Origin of the sequence: Aminobacterium sp., from assembly GCF_034926885.1 — a bacterium.
In the GTDB taxonomy this organism is placed as follows: domain Bacteria; phylum Synergistota; class Synergistia; order Synergistales; family Aminobacteriaceae; genus Aminobacterium.
Genome location: NZ_JAYFQR010000018.1, coordinates 103347 through 123066, shown reverse-complemented (window position 1 = coordinate 123066; position 19720 = coordinate 103347). Strand labels below are relative to the sequence as shown.

Genomic DNA, 19720 nt, shown 5'->3' with positions numbered 1-19720 from the left:
TTATTGGCAACCTCATGATCAGAGGAATAGCAGGAGGAAAAAATGATAGATCATAATCGTTTCCAAACACTAGTGGAACTTCTAAACCAAAAAGAGCTGGACGCTGTTTTTCTTGCCCCCTCTTCTGATTTGAAATATATGACCGGATTAAACTTTCATCCAGATTCACGGCTGAAAGGTGCTCTTGTTACCAGAGAAGGAAAGAGTTTTTTCTTATGCCCCTCTCTTCACAGAACAGATATGAAAAGTATCGAAGACGATATTCCTATTTTGGAATGGAATGACACTGACTGGTTCCAAGGCGCATTTAAAAAGGGACTTCAACTTGTAGGTCTCTCTTCTTCTTGCCGAATTGCCTTTTCTCGAGGAATAGAGGCCGGCGACATGATTGATGCAGTAAAGGGATTAAATGTGGAGTGTGTTAACGGTTTCTTCCTTCTGGCACCTATGCGTTCCATTAAGAATAAAAAAGAATTAGAACTTATGAGAAAAGCATCTTCCATGAACGATAAAATGATGGAAGCTCTCACTACATATATTCGGCCTGGTATATACGAGAGAGACATCATTAAATTTATTATGAATTTTCATGAATCTCATGGCGGTTCTCCTCGCGTACCTTGCGTTGCTTCGGGTATTAACAGCGGCAGAGCCCATTATGGAAGAGATAACGATCGCCTTATAGAAAAACAAGACATAGTGATGGTAGATTCTGGCGGATGGTACGATGGATATAGCCATGATATGACCAGAACATTCTTTGTTGGGGCTCCTACAGATACACAAAGAAAGGTCTATGAAATTGTCTTGGAAGCTCAACTTGCCGCAGAAGAAAAAGTTCAGATAGGGGCTATCCCCAAGGATATTGATAGCACAGCTCGGGATATTATTACTGAACATGGATACGGAGAAGCTTTTACCCATCGTTTAGGACATGGTATTGGTATGGATGGTCAGGAGAGTCCCTATATTTCTCAGGCAAATGAAACTCCTCTTGTTGAGGGCAACTGTTTCAGCATAGAACCGGGAATTTATCTCGAAGGAAAATTTGGAGTTCGTATAGAGGATTTGGTGATGTTAACAGAATCGGGACGAGAGGTTATCAATCTCTTTCCGAAGGAACTCACTATTCTGTAAGGATGTATGAAATAACGAAAGGACGGCGATTGTGATGGCTTCTGAAATTCTTCAGAAAGCTCTTGATATAAAAGAGTATATAGTTGAGGCAAAACGTAAAATTCACAGAGAACCAGAACTGAGCATGAAAGAGTTTGCAACAACAGCCTTTGTTCAGTCCGAACTGAAAAAAATGGGAGTAGAAATGATTCCCCTTGGTTCTAATGTTGGCGTTTTGGGAATTATAAAAGGTGAGAAAAAAGGGGAAGGAAAAGTTATTGCTCTTCGTGCCGATATGGATGCTCTTCCCATTCAGGAGACAACCGATATTCCCGATAAGTCGATTGTTTCAGGTGTAATGCATGCTTGTGGACACGACTGCCATACAGCGATGTTGCTCGGGGCAGCCAAACTGCTCATGTCAATGAAGGATCGTTTCTCTGGAACAGTCAAACTTCTCTTCCAGCCAGCAGAAGAAAATCTTGACGGTTCGAAATATATGATAGATCAGGGTGTTCTTGATAATCCGAAAGTGGATTACATTTTGGGTCTCCATGGACATTCTTCTTACAATGTAGGAGAAATAGCTCTTAGAGAAGGACCTTATATGGCTTCATCAGACTTCTTTACCGCAAAAATTACGGGGAAGAGTGGTCATGGAGCATATCCTCATCGTATAGGCTGCGACCCGATTCTGGCAGCTTCAAATTGTGTTATGGCTATTCAGAGTATTATTACTCGTCAAATCGATGCTCTTGATAACCTTGTTATTTCTATTTGTGAGATACATGGTGGTACTGCCAAAAACATTATTCCCGAGACTGTTGAATTTTCGGGATCTATCAGATGCCAGAATATGGAAGTAAGAAATTCCATAGAACAGCGTATTCGCGACGTTATTGAGGGTGTAGCGTCTAGCTATAAATGTAAGGCGGAGCTTGACTATCATTATGGAGTTCCTCCGCTGAGCAATTCTCCAGAAGTTGTTGAGATTGTTCGCACAAGCGCCAAAAAGGTCATTGGATCAGAGAACGTTAAATATATAGATATCCCTGCGATGGGGTCCGAAGACTTTTCCAGATATCTTGAGGTTGTTCCAAAAGGCGTTTTTGCCAGAATGGGAATTTGCGTTCCTGGGAAAAACGTTCCTGTTTTTCATAATGGGAATTTTATCTTCCCTGAAGAAGCTCTTCCTTACGGAACAGCTCTCTTTGTGCAGTTTGTAATTGATGCTAATTAACAGATTTTTAGGTTGACCACTGTATTCATAGATGATATTTTAATCTTGGTCGACCGATTAATCGACCAAGACGGGGGAAATATTAATGGCAGATAATCAAAGGCGCCAATCCCATTCTCAGGGGAAATTGAAAGATCTCGTTACTCGCTATATACGAGAACAGGTTTTTGAAAAAAAGACTTTACGGTGTGGAGATCAAATCAATGAAAGAGAACTTTCTCGTATTTTGGGTATAAGTCGCTCCCCAGTTCGAGAAGCATTAAATGAACTTGAAGAGCAAGGTTTAATTTCTTCCATAAGATATAAGGGCTGGTTTGTCTCGACTTTCCGCGAGGAAGATTTTACAGAAATAACTAAGCTTCGTGTTCTTTTGGAACATACCATTTTGGAAGCTGTTATTGTAGAGGGCGGACCAAGTGACGAGGAAATAGAGCATCTTGAAGAACTGAATGAAGAGTTATATGCGATTATAAATAGCGACGTTTTAGGAGAGAAGAAAGCATTCGAATTTGCTGAGAAAGAGATGACTTTCCACGTCTATCTTTGCTCTCTTGCAAAGGATAATTGTATATGGACTCAGAAAATGCTTAGAAATCTTTTTTATCAAATTCGTTGTTCGTTTGATAGATGGCTTTATCGGGATTGGCAGATGAAAGCCAGTGTTGAAGTTCACGATATGATCATTGAATGTTTGCGTAAGAAAGAAGTGATCAAATTACGTGAATTGCTCTTCCGAAGACTTGGAAGAGGAGCTGTTATTTCACCACAAGAGGAAGACGACCGTTAAAAAGACTGAAAAGGAAAAAGGGGGCGGATTTCAAAAATCCGCTCCCTTTTTAATATCTATTTCTTGTACTGTATGATATCACTCAATTTAGCAGGCAGTACGAGAAGCCATAATATCGAGAATGATTCTATCTACGTCTCTCATCCCTTTGGCATTGACGGCAACAACGTTGGCGACAGTATCTTCAATCTTTTCGTTAATAACACCCTGGCTCATTTCGATATGATGACCATTCATAACGAGCTCAGCTGCTTGAACAGCTTCGAAAGCGCCTGTTCCAACTTTTAATGCACATGTTTCTTTAGCTCCGTCGCAGAGCATTCCGACGAGGTTTCCAAGAACAAGTTCCATGGCTTTGGCTGCTTGAACCTCAGAGCCACCCATAAGATGCACGAGACCTCCAGCTGCACCGGCACCGGCTGCAACGGCACAACCGCAAACAGGACTCAAACGGCCCATTCTGCTCTTTACAAAGCTGGTGCAAAGATGGCTGTAAATGATTCCTTCAGCAATCTCTCTATCACTTTTTCCTAACTCACGTCCCAAAATATAGATGGGAAGAATGGCAGTAATTCCGTGGTTTCCACTTCCTGCACTGCTCATGACAGGGTAGGGGGCTCCGGCCATACGAGCGTCGGAGGCAGCAGCACTGATAGCACGAATTTTAAGGGAGTGATCCATTGTTTTCCAATCAGCGGCTGATTTCCTCAGAGTTTTGCCTACCTCTAAACCTTGCATTTGATTCTCATCAAAGCCTTGTTCAGCAATCGTCATGTTCATCTCTGCTCCCTTGAGAGCGTAAGCAACATCTTCATCATCCATTTCTTGAACAAGAGCAACAACAGAGGAAAAGGGCATCTGAGATATTTCCTGGGCAGCGGAAAGTTCTTTTTTAGTTTCTGCTTTATCAGTAGAATTGTTTGACTTGGTAGAGAAAACCACATCATTATTAAGTGTTACCTCTACAATGCCCGTATGACTGCCTTCAATAGTACATGTTGCAGTTGTATCTTTGCTCTTTACATCGGCTTTTACATAGATTCCATTTCGGTCAGGGTCAGGAAGAACCTGTACCTTCCCATCAGAAACCATTTTCTGAGCGTTCTGAACGTCGTTCTCTGTGGAATTTTTAAGAACCTCAAGGCCCAAAGCGCTTTTGCCACAAAGAGCAGCTAGAGCGGCCGCTATGGTGTTTCCTCGAAGTCCGTTTGTTCCCGGAATGCCTACAGACATTCCGTTTTTAAAAATGTTACCGCTGACCAATACTTTAATAGAATCCACGGGAGCGTTATGTAACTCTTCCGTAGCCCGAGCGACAGCCAAAGCCACCGCACCGGGCTCAGTACACCCTAATGCAGGTTTAACCTCTTCTTTGAGAAATTTTTTGAGTGATATCATATGTAAACTCCTTCTCTCTGTAAATTTATTTTGCTGTCTCTTCAACGAATTTTTTCAGAAGCATTAAGCGATCTTCTGGCGTATTAGGATCGACTACGCATCCGGGAGTGAAGATTACAGCTTTACCGTTGTTATGCTTCCATGTATCCATAACCTGAGCACGAAGCTCTTCCTCTGTTCCGTTAGGGAGAGTATTTTTATGGCTTAAGCCACCGCAGAAGCAACGGTCGGTCTTTGTTCTGACATCGTTCATTGCAGGGCCATCATCTCTATCGTGCCAGTTGAAAGCCTGAACCGGATAGTCGAAAAGTTCTTCAAAATAGACATTCGTGCCGTGAATGTGGAGAACGTTAAACCACGACTTATCTTTGATCGCATTAAGAACTTCAAGATCATACTTTTTCATAAACTCTTCAAGCTGGGCACTGTTCAAACGATCGTGGCTTGCCATCTGTGTTGCAAAGAATACGCCAGATGCACCATTTTCTACTGCTGCCAATGCGAACTCTTTAGTCGTTTCTGTAATAATTTCGAGTCCTTTATGAACTTTTTCGGGGCACTCCTCTAAATGTTTCTTTAATGTCTCTTCTCCGGCCATCTTTACTACAGTTGTAAGAGGGCTGAAAACTGTCTGTATAATTGGCACCTGGCAATGAAGCTCTTCAAGAGCAATGCGCTGGGATTCAAGAACGATGGAGTATTCTCCAGAAGTTCCAGATCTCGGTGTGATTTTATCCCAATCTTCCGGTGTAGCGATGGGGAAGTTTGCAGCTACAGGCGGCTCTCCGAAGCCTTCAAATACCTTGAGATCAGATCCCCAGTCAACAGTGGAGAACATTCCGTAAGGCATATACTTAATAAAGTCAAGATCAAGCATTTCCTGATAATGAATGGAAAGTTCAGCCAATCTTCGTGGCATTCTGTCTTTGTTTGGGAAATGCCACCATAAGCTGTAGGGTAAACGATCAGTTTCTTTTCCAGCAATAGCGTGTTCAATTCGTTCATGATGATTCATTGATAGGATCCTCCTTGATAGTAAAGAGATTTAGCATAGAAAATGTATGCCTCCACAAAATTCACTTATCGCGTTAAATATTGAATTATGTGATTTTCTGCATTCTTTAAGTGTGCCTTTAGCAGAGATACCGCTTTTTCAATATCTCGATTACGTAATGCCGCAATGAGCTGCCTATGAGCTTCAAGAGATTCAGATTGAAAACTAAGAGTTCTCAGATAAATGCGAATATAACGATCAACGTTTTGGTTTAAAGATTCAATCATTGCTAGAAGGCGTGGTCTTTTGGCATAAAGATAGAGGAAAGAGTGAAATTTCCAGTTTTGATCACTCCAATTTGCAGAATCCTTTTCTGAATCAGCCTCTTCTATAAGTTGTTCAGCTTCATCAAGAACTTCATCTGTAAGCTGGGGAAAGGCAAAACGCAGGGCTTCAGATTCCAGAATAAAACGAATTTCAAAAATTTCTCTGGCTTCATCAGGGGAAAGAGTAGATACGATAGCTCCTTTATAAGGATAAAAGGTAACAAGCCCCTCTGTTTCCAGTTGCATTAAGGCTTCTCGAACGGGAATGCGACTTACTCCGAGCTGGAAGGCAATTTCATCTTGGCGCAACTGTTGTCCACTCTCAAAATAGCCTCTCATAATGGCATCCCTAATGCTCTCTAACACCTTTTGTTTTATTGTTTTTTCTCCATCAGAGCTGATAGGGCTTAATTGGGCTAAAGACAAAAAACCCACCTTCCTTCTTTATTTTTAATTGGTAATCTAGTGGATCAATTATTTTATACGATATTTTATATTATATTTTATCCCAACTATACTAGAGATTATAGAGATGTCAATTAAAAATTTTTATTCGATGATGGGTACCTTTTTAGAGTAGGTCATAAATAATTAGAAGGGGGCTTTTGTTTTATAGTTATAGATATTATAATGCTAAGGCATAATTACATGTGGTATGCAATATATTTTCACAGGAGGGATTTATAGTGCGCGTCTCAACAAAATGTACATTCTTTCTTACTTTAATTGCGGTTTTAGCATCTCTTTTCTTCGTGGTTGGTTGTAATCAAGCTTCTGCACAATCTTCGCTACAGGGAAAGACCATTATTGTAGGAACATCAGGAGCTTATGCCCCATGGACATTTACGAAAGTTGGAAAGTTACAGGGGTTTGAAATTGATGTATGGGAAGAAATGGCTAGAAGAAATGGTTTTAAAGTCGAGTACAAATTAGCAAAGTTTAGCGGTCTTCTTGGAATGTTGAATGCTGGACAAATTGATACGATTGCACACCAGATGTCAATTACAGAGAAGCGAAAAGAGCTTTATGATTTTACGGAACCGTATGCATATAGCTATTATGATTTTTCGGTGAAAAAAGATAGTTCAATAAAAACGGTTGACGATCTCAAAGGGAAAAAAATTGGCTGCTGGCTTGGAGGAAACGGAGAAGCTACTCTGCGTCAGGTCAATAAAGACTACAACTTGAATCTGGATATAAAAACTTATGATGGAGCTCCTATAGAAAAAGAAACTGAGCTTGGTCGAGTAGATGCCTGCTGGCAGGGAGAGATAAAAACAAAGACAATCATTGAACAAGAAAATCTTGATCTCAGATTGCTTGGTCAAAGACTCACTTTTGAAGTTAATGCCTATCCCTTTACAAAAAAGGCTGAAAATAAGGCTCTTTTAGAGCAGATCAGCAAGACGATTCATGAAATGCACGAAGATGGAACGTTGAGTGCCCTTTCTGAAAAGTGGTTTGGTCTTGATACGACGAAAAATTAAAAGAGAGAGGCAAAAATAATAGAATCAAAAAGACCCATCATCTTTTTCTGCATGGGTCTTTTTGTTGCTTTTGTAAAGATTGGAGGTTCCACTATTGCCTGGGTTCGATATAGATTTTGCGGTCATGCTCTTTCCTCTCATGCTCAAATATCTCAAAGTAACCTTATTGCTTTCTATAGGGGCTGCTTTTTGGGGTATTTTAGCGGCAGTCTTCATTGCGCTGTGTATTGATTTAAAGGTAAAGTTACTGGCCCCTTTCGTAAAAGTTTATGTCTCTTTTTTTAGAGGTACCCCGCTCATAGCTCAATTGTTTTTGATGTATTTTGGATTCGTGCAAGTTATCCCAAGTTTCAAAAATATGTCTTCTTTTACGGCAGCGTTGATTGTCTTGAGTTTAAATGCAGCGGCTTTTATGTCTGAAACAATACGAGGTTCCATATCCTCGGTCAATAAAGGACAAATGGAGGCCTGTGTTTCTGTAGGAATGTCATATTTGCAAGCGATGCGAAGAGTTATTCTCCCTCAGGCAACACGAGTCGCGATTTCGGCTCTTTTTAATAGTTTTATTAGCATAGTAAAAAATTCATCTTTGGCTTTTACCATAGGTGTTACGGAAATGATAGCTGTTGCCCAGCTAGAAGCGGCGTCAAGTTATAGATATTTAGAAGCTTTTATTGATATTGCTGTTGTTTATTGGGCATTAACGCTTGTTTTAGGAAAGGTGCAACAACGTATTGAACGAAATTTAAGTGTTCAAAATTAAGATTTAGGTGGTTTGTCAAATGATAGAAATTAAGAGTTTATATAAAAGTTTTGGAGATCTGAAAGTTTTAAAAGACATCAACCTCAATGTTAAAAAAGGAGAAATAGTTGCAATTATAGGCCCTTCCGGAACTGGAAAATCAACATTACTAAGATGTATAAATTTTTTGGAGGAAGCAGATAAGGGAAAAATTCGAATAGGTGCCATTGAGGTGGATGTAGAAAAGGCGGCAAAGAAAGAGATAAGGGAACTTCGCCAACAGACAGCGATGGTATTTCAATCCTTCAACCTCTTTAATAATAAAACTGTTTTGGAAAATATCATAGAAGCCTTAATTATAGTGAAGAAAGAAAACAAGAATCAGGCAGTTGAAAAAGGACTTCAGATTTTAGAGAAAATCGGACTTAAGGATAAAGCAGATTCATATCCATCCAAACTCTCTGGCGGTCAGCAACAACGTGTAGGTATAGGTAGGGCTATTGCGCTTAACCCTAAGGTTATTTTATTTGATGAGCCTACTTCCGCCCTTGATCCGGAGCTTGTCGGAGAAGTCCTTGACCTTATTCGCGAGCTTGCTCATGAGCATATGACCATGATGATTGTTACTCATGAAATTGCCTTTGCCAAAGAAGTGGCCGACACGGTAGTTTTTATGGACGAGGGAAGGATTGTTGAAACTGGCAGTCCTAAAGAGATATTTGCATCTCCTAAAAATCAGAGAACAGAGCAATTTTTGAGCCGTTTTACGAAGCAATAACAGAGCAAGTATACTTTCTCTCTTCAGTATGGCGACATTATTTTTTGTATAATTAAAGAGTCAATCATGATAGTAGAGGAGGGGAATGATGAAAAAGGTTTATGTTGTCGGAACATGCGACACAAAATCCAGCGAATTGCTTTATGTGCGAGATCTTATTCGTTCAGAGGGTATCGACGCTTTTCTTGTAGATGTTGCCACTCGTCCACACTCCTTTAGCGCGGATATCTTAAACACTCAGGTCGCTTCCCATCACCCCGATAATCCACATTTTCTTGGCTCTATCACAGATCGAGGACAAGCCATTATAGCTATGTCACAGGCCTTGTCCGCTTTTCTTTCACAACAGAATGACATTGCAGGCGTTATTGGCCTTGGCGGTTCTGGAGGAACCTCTCTTATTACGGCAGGTATGAGAACTCTTCCAATTGGAGTTCCTAAACTTATGGTTTCTACTGTGGCGTCAGGCAATGTGGCTCCTTATGTGGGGCCTAACGATATTTGCATGATGTACTCTGTAACCGATGTAGCTGGCCTCAATCGTATATCTCGTATAGTGCTTGGGAATGCTGCTCATGCTATTGCCGGTATGGCGAAAACAACGATCCCAGCGCCATCCATAGAACGTGAACCAGTAGGCATGACAATGTTTGGAGTGACCACTCCCTGTGTTGATATGATTCGTCACGAACTGGAAAAAGAATATGATTGTCTTGTATTTCATGCTACAGGAACGGGCGGTCAGTCTATGGAAAAGCTCATTGATTCTGGTATTCTCAAGAAAGTAATAGACGTGACTACAACTGAAGTTTGTGATCTTTTCATGGGCGGTGTTATGAGTGCTGGGGAAGATCGTTTCGGAGCAATTATTCGAATGGCCATTCCCTATGTTGGTTCTGTAGGCGCCCTTGATATGGTTAATTTTGGTGCTTTAGAGACTGTTCCAGAGAAATATAAAAACCGCAATCTTTATGTTCATAATCCTCAGGTAACATTGATGAGAACTACTGCTGATGAGAATGCCCGGATGGGACGCTGGATCGGAGAAAAGCTTAACCACTGTTCAGGGCCTGTACGCTTTTTGTTGCCAGAAAAGGGTGTTTCGATGATTGACGCTCCAGGTCAGCCCTTCTATGATCCCGATGCGGATGCCGTTCTTTTCGAGGCTATCGAAGAAACGGTGTATCAGACTGACATGCGCAAAGTTATCTGCTTACCCTATCATATTAACGACCCGGAATTTGCTCAGGCGCTGTTTCAGAATTTTAAGGAGGTTGCGAAATGACCTATAAAACACGATCTGAAATAATGTCATTTTTTAGAGAAAAAGTAAGTAAGAAAGAACCTATTATAGGCGGCGGTGCAGGAACCGGCATCTCTGCCAAGTGGGAGGAAGCTGGCGGCATCGACCTCATTGTCATATATAATTCTGGCCGTTACAGAATGGCTGGAAGAGGTTCCCTTGCGGGGCTTCTAGCCTACGGAAATGCTAATGAGATTGTAAAAGAGATGGCCAGAGAAGTTATTCCTGTGGTGAAAAATACGCCAGTATTAGCTGGGATCAATGGAACTGACCCTTTCGTAAAATGGGACTACTTTCTAAGTGAGTTGAGAGCTCTGGGATTCGCGGGAGTTCAGAATTTCCCTACCGTAGGTCTTATTGACGGAGTCTTTAGAGCGAACCTTGAAGAAACTGGAATGGGATATGCCCTTGAAGTTGAAGCTATTCGTATGGCACGAGAGATGGATTTACTTACAACTCCCTACGTTTTCAGTGTTGAAGATGCCATGGCCATGACTGAAGCTGGAGCCGATATTATCGTATGCCATATGGGACTCACCACAAAGGGTGGCATTGGAGCCCAGACATCAAAAACGTTGGAAGAATGCGTGCTTCTTATTGATCAATGGGCAGAAGCGGCGAGAAGCGTTCGTAAAGATGTTATAGTCCTCTGCCACGGAGGCCCTATCGCTATGCCAGAAGATGCTGAATATATTTTAAAACATTGTAAAGAGGTTAACGGGTTTTACGGCGCAAGCAGTATGGAACGTCTTCCAACTGAACAAGCCATAAAAAAACAGACAGAACTTTTTAAAACAATAAAATATTAACTAACACCAATAAATACCAAAAAGCAGGGGAGACAAAAACCTCCCCTGCTTTTTGTATTTATCATAATTTTTAGTTCGGGTTTTTTATGCTTCCCAAAGTGTCTTTTTCGGTCTTTGTACGTTTTGATTTTTTATGAAGACGTTCCAGAATCTCATCTTGACCACGTGAAACGTGCCTATGAATAATTTCTCGCGCTTTTTCTGAATCCCGGTTTTTAATAGCTTGGCAAATTTCCATATTTTCTTTTCTATGTTGTTTTAAAGCTTCTGGACTAAAATTTTTAAAGATAAGCCTTTGTGTTGCCAGTTCATTTCTGATTGATTCCAAGAGCCTCAAAATGAAGCGATTCCCTGCCATTTCAGCTAAAATATTATGAAACTTGTTGTGTATATCGGCATCTGGATTTTTTTCATTTTCAAGTAAGAGCTTTTCCAGCTTCTCTATCTCTTCTGATGTGGCGCGTTCCGCAGCCCAATAGGCAATCTGACCTTCCAGTAAAGATCGAGCTTCAACAAGTTCTTTTAAGGTCGATTCTTCAAAAAGATTCGCGACAAATTCCATATTAGCGATGTTACGAAGAGCGTTTAGCGATAAATACGTTCCGTCTCCAGGGTGTGCTTCTACAATTCCGGATAATTCCAATGCTTTCAATACTTCCCTGATGCAATTTCTACTTACGCCGAATGTTTTCGCGAGTGACTGTTCACCGGGTAGTTTCATCCCAGGTTCCCAAACGCCTTTTTTTATTGCCTCTATAATTTGATTAAGAACATTCTCATGAAGTGTTGATTTACTTGCAGGCTTGAACATAAAGTCCTCCTTGCTTGACATAAATTTCTCTAATTAAGTTTATACTACATTGAACTCAATAAAGCGATTAAAACTTTAACTTATTCTACTACATAATAAAATATATTACTTTTTATACTTCTTTCCTTCTGCCTTCTCTCCTGTTTCTTTCTAATATTTCATTTTGTGAGCGGAGAAGGTGTTGAATCATAGCTTCCTGAGCTTTTTCAGGGGCTCTTTCTTTTATGGCCTGACAAATTTCCCAATGATCTTTTTTAAATAGTTCTAATTCGGTAGATGGCCATGATTTAAAAACAATTCTTTGAGCAGAAACTTCTGTGCGAAGAGAATCGAGAAGACGCAACAGAAAAGGATTGCCTGCAATTTCTGCAAGGTAATTATGAAAGTGATAGTGAACTTCCACATTTGGTGTTTCTGGCTCCTCAACTAGGATGCGTTCGAGATTCATTATTTCTTCATCGCTTGCACGTTGTGCTGCCCAGTAAGCGAGTTGTCCCTCCAACAATTGGCGAGCCTCTATAAGTTCCATAAGTGTGCTTTCTTCGAAAAGAGAAGCCACAAGATCCGAATTGGCAATGTTGCGCAGTGCATTTTCAGAAAGATAAGTTCCGTCACCAGCCCGCGCTTCTACTATTCCTGTAAGTTCAAGAGCTTTTAAAACTTCTCTAATGCAATTTCGGCTTACTTCAAAGGCGTTTGCCAGACTTTGTTCCCCAGGAAGTTTGCTTCCCGGTTCCCATTCATTTTCTTTTATTGCGGTAATCATTTGATTAAGTACATTTTGATGCAAAGTTGCTTTGTTAGCAGGTTTAAACATAGGGACCCCCTGTATTCAATACAATTTATTTCTAAATTTTTTATTTTTTCTATATTGACGTTATTAAATGACTGTGCTAATGTTCAATTGTTCAACAGCAGTGCAGAAGAACATTGTTACTATACGGCACCTTTTACAATCAGTAAAGCAAAAATATCATTAAACTACAATGAAGGGGGAAAACTCTATGAAAACGTTGTTATTGAGCCAAGATGAAATCAAAGAGCTTATCACAATGAAAGACGTAGTAGAAGCCTGCGACAAAACCTTCCAAGGTATGGGCGATGGAACTGTTGTAAACCCCACAAAAGTTAACCTTGATCTCGGAGAAACGGCACCATTCCCACCATATAGCGGATTTATGAACGCTATGCCAGCTTACGTCGGATGGTCAGACACGGCAGGCATAAAATGGGCCGGAGGTTTCCTAGGAGAACGTAAAAAGGCTGGCCTTCCCTATATTACCTCTCTTATTATGCTTATTAATCCCCAAATGGGCAACTTTACGGCTGTATTAGACGGATCTTATATTACAAATATGCGTACCGGTGCGCAAACTGCTGTTTCCCTCAAATATCTTTATCCCAAAAAATCTCTTCGTTTAAGCCTTTATGGAGCCGGAATGCAGGGACATACCCAGACAATGGCTATTTCTGAACTTTTCGATTTAGAGGAAGTACGTGTATACGACATTAGCAAAGCTTCTGCAGAGCGTTACGCTTCTGATATGGAGCCATATGTGAAAGGGAAAATTCACATTGCCGAAACACCTGAAGAGGCTGCCGATGGTGGTGACGTAGCAGTTTGTGTAACTCAGTCTAAAGAAAAATTCTTTAAAAATGAGTGGTTTAAACCAGGCAAATTGCTTTTCCCCATGGGCTCTTACCAGGAATGTGACAACGATTGCATATTAAACGCCGATAAGATCATTGTTGATCACATTGGACAGACCCTTCACCGTGGAGCCCTTGCCGAGCTCGGTATAGCCGGAAGAATTACAGAAAAAGACATTTATTCTACCATTGGCGAACTGGCCGCAGGGAAGAAAAAGGCATCAGTTGCTGACGGTGAAAAAATCCTTTGTATTCCTATTGGAACAGGTGCTATGGATATTGGCGTTGCTTCTGTTGTTCTTGAGCGCGCACGTAAGAATAACATTGGAGGGACGTATGAATTCGTGTAACAAGTAGCGTCACAATGCATGATGGGTGTCATATGGCGAGTGTGACACCCATATTTAAAAAGTCGAGAGGGGAGGGAATTACATGTCTGAACCGAAGGGCCTTTTTAGCAATATTTTGCATTGGGCGGGACAAGCCCAAGATATGGTACTTGTTTTCCTTATGTCGTTTATTGCTATTCTCGTTTTTGGCCAGGTTGTTTTAAGATACGTATTTAAAGCGCCTCTTATGGGAATAGAGGAATTGCTTCTTTTTCCTACCACATGGGCCTACCTCATAGGCTCCATCAAAGCTTCAGCTGATAAGAATCAAATAGTAGCCCGCGTGCTTGAAGTTTTTATGAAAAAACAAAAAACAATCTATTTAGTACGAACTGTTGCTTCTGTTTTAAGTGGGATCGTTCTTATCTGGCTTTCCTACTGGGGATATGACTATCTTAAATATGCGTTGAGAGTGCAAAAAGAGAGTCCAACTCTTTTTATCCCCATGATATGGTCTGAAGCTTTGGTTTTTATAAGCATGGCTTGTATGACTTTTTACACCGTTCTTGAATTTTTAGAACACCTCAATAGTTTTGTCCACACACCCAAAGATATGTTGGCCCAAACGGAAGAGGAGGTTTTTTAAATGATATCTGTTGCACTTGTAGCGTTGCTTATTCTTGTTGTATTCCTCTCCTTTGGAGTGCCTTTGCCTTTCTGCTTTGGTGGAGCCCTCATGTATATGAGTATTGTCGGCGGAGTTTCAATGAAAGGTATGATGATGTGGGGGTTGCAACAAATTTTAAGTCCAGTTCTTTTGTGTGTCCCTCTATTTATCTTTGCAGGAAGCCTCATGAGTCAAAGTGGCATTGCGAAATATCTTCTTGACTTAGTTGATGTTTTTGTCGGACGAGTACGTGGTGGTTTAGGTGTTGTAGCCGCTATAAGCTGTGCCATTATTGGAGCTATTTCAGGCAGTGGCTTTACGGGTGTTGCAGCAACTGGCCCCATTCTCATTCCACGCATGGTCGAGCAGGGGTATCCAAGAGGATATGCAACAGCACTAGTTACCGACTCTTCAATTTTGGGACTTCTTATTCCTCCAAGCGTCATTATGATCGTTTATGGGTGGGTAACAGAAACGTCGATATTAGCGTGCTTTTTAGCGACAGTTGGTCCCGGAATTCTTGTCACCATTCTTTTTTCTGTAATCAACCTTGTATGGGCCAAGCATTTTCCTCTTAAACTGGAACCTGAACTTAAAAAAGAAGAAAAGGTACGCGAAATAGCCCGTCGTGGTTGGAAGGCCTTACCTGCTCTTATGATGCCCGTTATTATTCTTGGCGGTATCTATGGAGGCATTATGACTCCTACAGAAGCGGCGGCAGTTGCCGTTATCTATGCTATCCCAGTAGGATTTTTGATTTATAAAGGTCTTAAAGCTAAAAATTATTACGAAGTGGCCAGAGATTCCGCTATCTCGGTAGGATCAATCATGGTTATGATCTTGTGCAGCCTCATGTTGAGTCAAACCTTTGTTATGCTGCAAATTCCTCAGGCTATTGTCAAAGCCATGTTCGGAATTACCCAGAGTAAGGTCATACTTTTAATTCTTATTAATTTCCTTCTTTTCTTTATCGGAATGATAGTTAACGACCTTACGGGAGTTATTCTGGTTGCCCCTCTGCTTTTGCCTCTGGCTCAGGCCATTGGAATTCATCCGATTCACTTCGCTTCAATTCTCGGAGTTAATCTTGCAGTTGGCGGTGTTACCCCTCCCTATGCAAGCATTCTCTATCTGGGAATGAAAATAGGTAATGTGGAGTTCGTAGAAATATTGCGACCTGCCATGACTTTCCTCCTGTTAGGGTATGTACCTGTGATGATCCTTACGACATTTTGGCCGGCGCTATCGCTCTTCCTGCCTGGTCTCATGGGGTATGTGCAGTAGTAAGAGCCGTGTTTGTAAAGGAGAGTGAAAAGCGTGACCCTTTGTCGAAATCGAACGAGACTCGTTAGTCTTTTTGATTCACTCGGTCCCATAATGACCGGACCTTCAAGTTCTCATACAGCAGGAGTTCTTCGCATTGGACGTATGGGACGTTCCTTTCTTGGAGGAGAACCGGAAAAAGTAGACCTCTTTTTCTACGGGGCGCTGGCTGAAACCTATAAAGGGCACATGAGTGACTCTGCCATAGTTGGTGGCTTACTTGGTATGCATGAGGATTCGCCTGAGATAGGTGATGCTTTGGCTATTGCGGAGCAAAAAAATATCCCCGTATCTTATCACCTGGAACCACTGTCAGAGAGGAATCCTAACACAGTAGATATGCTGCTAACCGATAAAAAGCATTCTGTTCGTGTTGTTGGAATCTCAGTCGGTGGTGGCGAGATTCTCATGACAGAGTTGGAAGGATACCCGATCTCTTTACGTGGAAGTGAAGACGGAGTTGTCTTTATTGCCGAAAGTGATTTTTCAATAAAAACGCTTTCGGAGGTTTTAAAAGTCTCTGTTATCTCTTGCGAGAAGAGCGTTTCTTCTGATTCAAATGTTAAGGATTGTTTATATACCTGCCTTACAGAAAAGAGTTTAAAAAAAGAACAACTCAATGAACTGGAAAAGGTTACGGGGATTAAGAGAGTATTTTCTCTTTCTAGCTTGCTTGATTATAAATTGAAAGACGATATGCCTCTTTTCTCCTCATTTCAGGGATGGATCGATTACGCTTCATCGCACCAGATATCTTTAGCTGAAGCTGCCATAGCCTACGAAACAAAAAGAAGTGGTCTGACAAAAGAGTTTATACGCTCAAAAATTCAAGATGCATGGAAGGTTATGAGTCAATCAGTTTCTGATGGGATGAAAGAAAATTTGACTCTACTGGGAAATCTTATGCCTCATGATGAAGGTTTGAAGCTTATGAAATTAGTGGAACAAAAACGGGCTCTGTCTGGACCTACAGTTGGCAAATCCATAGCAAGAGCATTAGGAGTAATGACTCTCAATGGGTGTATGGGGTGTGTTGTGGCAGCGCCAACGGCCGGATCATGTGGAGTGTTGTCAGGGGCTCTCTTCACAGCAGCGGAGTACTTGAATTCAGAAAGCTCTCAGATAGAAGATGCTTTGCTCGTTGCAGCAATGGTCGGAGCCTTAATTGCTATGAGAGCTCCTGTTTCCGGCGCGCTAGGTGGGTGCCAGTCAGAGATTGGTGTTGCTTCGGCTATGACTGCATCTGCGTTGGCACAGCTTTCTGGCGGATCAGAGAGTCAGATTGTACATGCAGCATCTCTGGCCTTGAAAAACATTCTGGGGCTTATCTGCGATCCCGTAGCTGGACCAGTAGAAATTCCGTGTATCAAGCGTAATGCCATTGGTGTTGCTAACGCATATGCAGCTGGCGATATGGCGGTTGCGGGCATAGAAAGCATCATTCCGCCAGACGAAGTAGTAGGTGCTCTCATCAATGTTCAAAAGCTTCTACCTGTTGAATTAAGGGGAAGTATGCGTGGTGGTTTGGCTTCAACGCCTACAGCGGAGAAGCTTAAAGAAAAATGGTTCGCAAAATTGGCAGCAAAGAGTCACAAATCATAAAGGAGGCGGTAACAGTGAAAAAGTTTTTTGCAGCGTTGTTGGGGATTTCTTTTGTTTTCGCAGCTCTCTCTATGGTCGGTGGGCAGGCTATGGCTAAAGAAAAATCGTATACGTGGAAAATCTCTCATATCCGCCCGGCAGATACGGCAATTGACAAAGATGTGAAATGGTTTGCAGAGAAATTAGAGCAGGAATCCAATGGTCGTATCAAGCTTCAAATATTTGATAATGCTCAGCTTGGCGATTACACCGTTGTACACGAGAGAGTCAGTGTAGGCGCTGTAGAAATGGCTATTCAGCCAGTTGTTACAACCGCTGATAAAATGCTTCAGATTCTTAACCTTCCTTATATTGTTAGTGACTGGGAAGGCGTTAAGAAAAACTATGTAAGCGGTACGCCTCTTATGAATTGGGCTGCTGAAAGATATGCCAAACAGGATCTCAAAATTATTAGCGTATGGCCAGTCTATTTTGGTGGAACTGCTCTTATGAAAGAACCTAACAAACCTGGAGATCCTTCAGTATCCAAGGGGTTGAAGGTTCGTGTCCCGACTCAAAAGGCTTTTGAATTGTTAGCTGATGCACAGGGATATATGGCAACTCCTCTTGCATTTGCAGAAACATTTACAGCTTTGCAGACAGGTATCGTTGATGGTGCTTTTGGTGCTGGTGCTGAAGGCTATTATGCAAATTTCCGTGACATTATCAAATGCTACGTTCCATCAAATACACATTTTGAACAGTGGTATCTCATTATGAATATGGAGCTTTGGAACTCTCTTTCCAAAGAAGATCAGGCACTTATCTCCAAATTGGCTCTTGAAATGGAAAATCGCCGAGTAGCTCAGGCTGAAGCAGATCAGGCTGCCAATGAGAAACGTATGGAAGATTACGGAATCAACGTTATACGTTTAAGCGGAGAAGAGCTAGGAGTTTTGACTCAGAACGCACGTGAAAAAGTATGGCCCGAGATGAGAAAAATATTGGGAGAAAAGAATTTCGACGAGGCAGTAAAACTCGTTCTCGATTAGTAAATGTTTTAGGCAGGGGCTTCAAGCCCCTGCTTTTCAAGGAGGAAGTATCATGGCTGAATCGTTGCTGACTATTCTTAAAAAAGAAGTTAATCCTGCGCTTGGATGTACTGGTCCAACCTCTGTTTCTTTTGCGACAAGTGTTGCTCGTGCAGCTGTTGGTGGAGAAGTTGAGTCTGTCACTGTTGTAATGGATAGAGATACGTATAAAAATTCCATCGCTGTAGGTATTCCTGGAACAAAACTTATGGGACTCGACATTGCAGCATCTCTTGGTGCTGTAGCTGGCGACGCTGAGGCTGGACTTGAAGTTTTGCATAACGTGACAGAAGAAGATGAAAAAAAAGCTGTTGATATGTTACCTAAAACTCTTATTTCTATTGATTGGAGTCGTAAAGAAGTCGGTCTCTACATTGATGCTAGCGTAAAAACTACAAAGGGCATTGGTCAAGCAGTCATCGTCAAAACGCATACAAATGTAGTTCTTGTCAAAGCTAACGATGAAACGATATTAAGCAAACCTGTAGAAGAAAAGGCCTCTTCCGATTATTCAAAAGACGCTATTCTTTCTTACGTCCTTAAAGATCTTTATACATTTGCTTTAAATGAACCTGTTGAGAATTTATACTTCCTCCATAATGCCATTTCCATGAATGAAAGCCTGGCTCTTGCTGGCCTTGAGCAGCAGGCAGGCGGTCGTTTTGGTCAAGGTTTTCTTGATTATCCTTACGCCAATTCGATAACTAAGGCAAAAGCCCTTACTGCAGCTGCATCAGATGCCCGTATGGACGGGGTAGGCTTGCCTGCCATGAGTTGTGCGACCAGTGGAAATGTTGGCATTACAGCTTCCCTTCCTCTCGTTGTTATGGCTCGCGAACTTGAAGCGAACCAAGAAGTTCTCATTCGAGCACTCGCCTTGAGCTTTCTTGTAACGATTTATCTGAAGAGTCATATTGGTCGTCTTTCTCCCATGTGTGCCTGTGCAATAGCAGCAGGATTGGGTGTAGCAGCCGGTATGGTGGTGGAATTAGGCGGTTCTTTCGAACAGGTCGAAAAGGCCATTAATACCGTTGTGGGAAGTATTGGCGGAGTTTTATGCGATGGAGCAAAGCTTGGTTGTGCAATGAAATTGGCAAATGCAGTAGGGACGGCTATCGAATCTGCATATCTTGCAATGAACGATATATCCATTCGTCCAGGCGATGGCCTTGTCTGTGAAAGGGCAGATGACACTATAGCTATTCTTGGCCGAATAGCGAGAAGGGGTATGGCACCTGCCGACGAAGAAATGTGTCGCGCCATTATTGAACGCGAACAGGCTTAGGAG

Annotated in this window: 19 protein-coding genes; 14 read left to right on the top strand and 5 right to left on the bottom strand. The window is 41.6% G+C overall.

Annotation, left to right across the window (positions count from 1 at the left end; all coding sequences use genetic code 11):
• Positions 1-42: 42 nt before the first annotated feature.
• The 3 genes from VB083_RS08715 to VB083_RS08705 all read left to right on the top strand — a co-directional run bounded on the left by VB083_RS08715 (position 43) and on the right by VB083_RS08705 (position 3143).
• Positions 43-1137 (top strand): Xaa-Pro peptidase family protein, encoded by a 1095-nt coding sequence (locus VB083_RS08715; RefSeq protein ID WP_323401989.1) that lies wholly within the window; start codon positions 43-45, stop codon positions 1135-1137.
• Positions 1138-1171: 34 nt separating this feature from the next.
• Entirely contained in the window at positions 1172-2356 is a 1185-nt protein-coding gene (locus VB083_RS08710; protein WP_307879737.1) for a M20 metallopeptidase family protein, read from the top strand.
• An 85-nt stretch (positions 2357-2441) separates the two neighbouring features.
• A complete protein-coding gene (locus VB083_RS08705) occupies positions 2442-3143 on the top strand; it encodes a GntR family transcriptional regulator (RefSeq protein ID WP_213691718.1) in 702 nt (233 codons plus the stop codon).
• Between the two features lie 87 nt (positions 3144-3230).
• Here the strand turns inward: VB083_RS08705 and VB083_RS08700 are convergent, their stop codons facing one another.
• From VB083_RS08700 to VB083_RS08690, 3 genes are all read right to left on the bottom strand, one after another.
• Positions 3231-4541 (bottom strand): serine dehydratase subunit alpha family protein, encoded by a 1311-nt coding sequence (locus tag VB083_RS08700; RefSeq protein ID WP_307879738.1) that lies wholly within the window; start codon positions 4539-4541, stop codon positions 3231-3233.
• 25 nt (positions 4542-4566) lie between these two features.
• Entirely contained in the window at positions 4567-5556 is a 990-nt protein-coding gene (locus tag VB083_RS08695; RefSeq protein WP_213701610.1) for a uroporphyrinogen decarboxylase family protein, read from the bottom strand.
• Positions 5557-5621: 65 nt separating this feature from the next.
• Complete coding sequence (locus VB083_RS08690; protein ID WP_213691721.1) at positions 5622-6287, bottom strand: GntR family transcriptional regulator; 666 nt, start codon at positions 6285-6287, stop codon at positions 5622-5624.
• A 260-nt stretch (positions 6288-6547) separates the two neighbouring features.
• Between VB083_RS08690 and VB083_RS08685 the strand changes: the two genes are divergently transcribed.
• The 5 genes from VB083_RS08685 (at position 6548) to VB083_RS08665 (ending at position 10980) form a co-directional block, all read left to right on the top strand.
• On the top strand, positions 6548-7348 hold the full coding sequence (locus tag VB083_RS08685) for a transporter substrate-binding domain-containing protein (protein WP_307879739.1): 801 nt from the start codon (positions 6548-6550) through the stop codon (positions 7346-7348).
• Positions 7349-7442: 94 nt separating this feature from the next.
• Entirely contained in the window at positions 7443-8111 is a 669-nt protein-coding gene (locus VB083_RS08680) for an amino acid ABC transporter permease (protein WP_323401988.1), read from the top strand.
• A gap of 19 nt (positions 8112-8130) precedes the next feature.
• A complete protein-coding gene (locus VB083_RS08675; protein WP_213690496.1) occupies positions 8131-8868 on the top strand; it encodes an amino acid ABC transporter ATP-binding protein in 738 nt (245 codons plus the stop codon).
• Between the two features lie 88 nt (positions 8869-8956).
• Entirely contained in the window at positions 8957-10153 is a 1197-nt protein-coding gene (locus VB083_RS08670; protein WP_307879741.1) for a Tm-1-like ATP-binding domain-containing protein, read from the top strand.
• On the top strand, positions 10150-10980 hold the full coding sequence (locus VB083_RS08665; protein ID WP_323401987.1) for a phosphoenolpyruvate hydrolase family protein: 831 nt from the start codon (positions 10150-10152) through the stop codon (positions 10978-10980). The genes VB083_RS08670 and VB083_RS08665 overlap by 4 nt, the downstream gene beginning before the upstream one ends.
• A gap of 70 nt (positions 10981-11050) precedes the next feature.
• Here VB083_RS08665 and VB083_RS08660 read toward each other — a convergent pair whose 3' ends face one another.
• On the bottom strand, positions 11051-11791 hold the full coding sequence (locus tag VB083_RS08660) for a FadR/GntR family transcriptional regulator (protein WP_213690493.1): 741 nt from the start codon (positions 11789-11791) through the stop codon (positions 11051-11053).
• A gap of 112 nt (positions 11792-11903) precedes the next feature.
• Positions 11904-12608 (bottom strand): FadR/GntR family transcriptional regulator, encoded by a 705-nt coding sequence (locus VB083_RS08655; protein WP_213690492.1) that lies wholly within the window; start codon positions 12606-12608, stop codon positions 11904-11906.
• 187 nt (positions 12609-12795) lie between these two features.
• On the opposite strand from VB083_RS08655, the gene VB083_RS08650 reads away from it, so the two are divergent.
• The 6 genes from VB083_RS08650 (at position 12796) to VB083_RS08625 (ending at position 19717) form a co-directional block, all read left to right on the top strand.
• Complete coding sequence (locus VB083_RS08650) at positions 12796-13791, top strand: ornithine cyclodeaminase family protein (RefSeq protein ID WP_213690491.1); 996 nt, start codon at positions 12796-12798, stop codon at positions 13789-13791.
• Positions 13792-13873: 82 nt separating this feature from the next.
• Positions 13874-14416, top strand: coding sequence for a TRAP transporter small permease (locus VB083_RS08645; protein ID WP_213690490.1), 543 nt, complete (start codon positions 13874-13876; stop codon positions 14414-14416).
• Entirely contained in the window at positions 14417-15721 is a 1305-nt protein-coding gene (locus VB083_RS08640; protein ID WP_307879742.1) for a TRAP transporter large permease, read from the top strand.
• A 33-nt stretch (positions 15722-15754) separates the two neighbouring features.
• A complete protein-coding gene (gene sdaAA, locus VB083_RS08635; RefSeq protein WP_323401986.1) occupies positions 15755-17362 on the top strand; it encodes an L-serine ammonia-lyase, iron-sulfur-dependent, subunit alpha in 1608 nt (535 codons plus the stop codon).
• A gap of 14 nt (positions 17363-17376) precedes the next feature.
• Positions 17377-18393: a TRAP transporter substrate-binding protein DctP gene (gene dctP / locus VB083_RS08630; protein WP_307879744.1), complete on the top strand. Its 1017-nt coding sequence runs from the start codon at positions 17377-17379 to the stop codon at positions 18391-18393.
• A 52-nt stretch (positions 18394-18445) separates the two neighbouring features.
• The gene (locus VB083_RS08625; protein WP_213699169.1) at positions 18446-19717 is read left to right on the top strand and encodes a serine dehydratase subunit alpha family protein; all 1272 of its coding nucleotides are present in this window, start codon (positions 18446-18448) and stop codon (positions 19715-19717) included.
• Positions 19718-19720: the final 3 nt, after the last annotated feature.

Coding starts and splice junctions, on each gene's coding strand:
- VB083_RS08670 (WP_307879741.1), top strand. CDS start 8,957: ATGAAAAAGGTTTATGTTGTCGGAACATGCGACACAAAATCCAGCGAA.
- VB083_RS08710 (WP_307879737.1), top strand. CDS start 1,172: ATGGCTTCTGAAATTCTTCAGAAAGCTCTTGATATAAAAGAGTATATA.
- VB083_RS08625 (WP_213699169.1), top strand. CDS start 18,446: ATGGCTGAATCGTTGCTGACTATTCTTAAAAAAGAAGTTAATCCTGCG.
- VB083_RS08705 (WP_213691718.1), top strand. CDS start 2,442: ATGGCAGATAATCAAAGGCGCCAATCCCATTCTCAGGGGAAATTGAAA.
- VB083_RS08640 (WP_307879742.1), top strand. CDS start 14,417: ATGATATCTGTTGCACTTGTAGCGTTGCTTATTCTTGTTGTATTCCTC.
- VB083_RS08650 (WP_213690491.1), top strand. CDS start 12,796: ATGAAAACGTTGTTATTGAGCCAAGATGAAATCAAAGAGCTTATCACA.
- VB083_RS08655 (WP_213690492.1), bottom strand. CDS start 12,608: ATGTTTAAACCTGCTAACAAAGCAACTTTGCATCAAAATGTACTTAAT.
- VB083_RS08695 (WP_213701610.1), bottom strand. CDS start 5,556: ATGAATCATCATGAACGAATTGAACACGCTATTGCTGGAAAAGAAACT.
- VB083_RS08660 (WP_213690493.1), bottom strand. CDS start 11,791: ATGTTCAAGCCTGCAAGTAAATCAACACTTCATGAGAATGTTCTTAAT.
- VB083_RS08715 (WP_323401989.1), top strand. CDS start 43: ATGATAGATCATAATCGTTTCCAAACACTAGTGGAACTTCTAAACCAA.
- VB083_RS08700 (WP_307879738.1), bottom strand. CDS start 4,541: ATGATATCACTCAAAAAATTTCTCAAAGAAGAGGTTAAACCTGCATTA.
- VB083_RS08645 (WP_213690490.1), top strand. CDS start 13,874: ATGTCTGAACCGAAGGGCCTTTTTAGCAATATTTTGCATTGGGCGGGA.
- VB083_RS08665 (WP_323401987.1), top strand. CDS start 10,150: ATGACCTATAAAACACGATCTGAAATAATGTCATTTTTTAGAGAAAAA.
- VB083_RS08675 (WP_213690496.1), top strand. CDS start 8,131: ATGATAGAAATTAAGAGTTTATATAAAAGTTTTGGAGATCTGAAAGTT.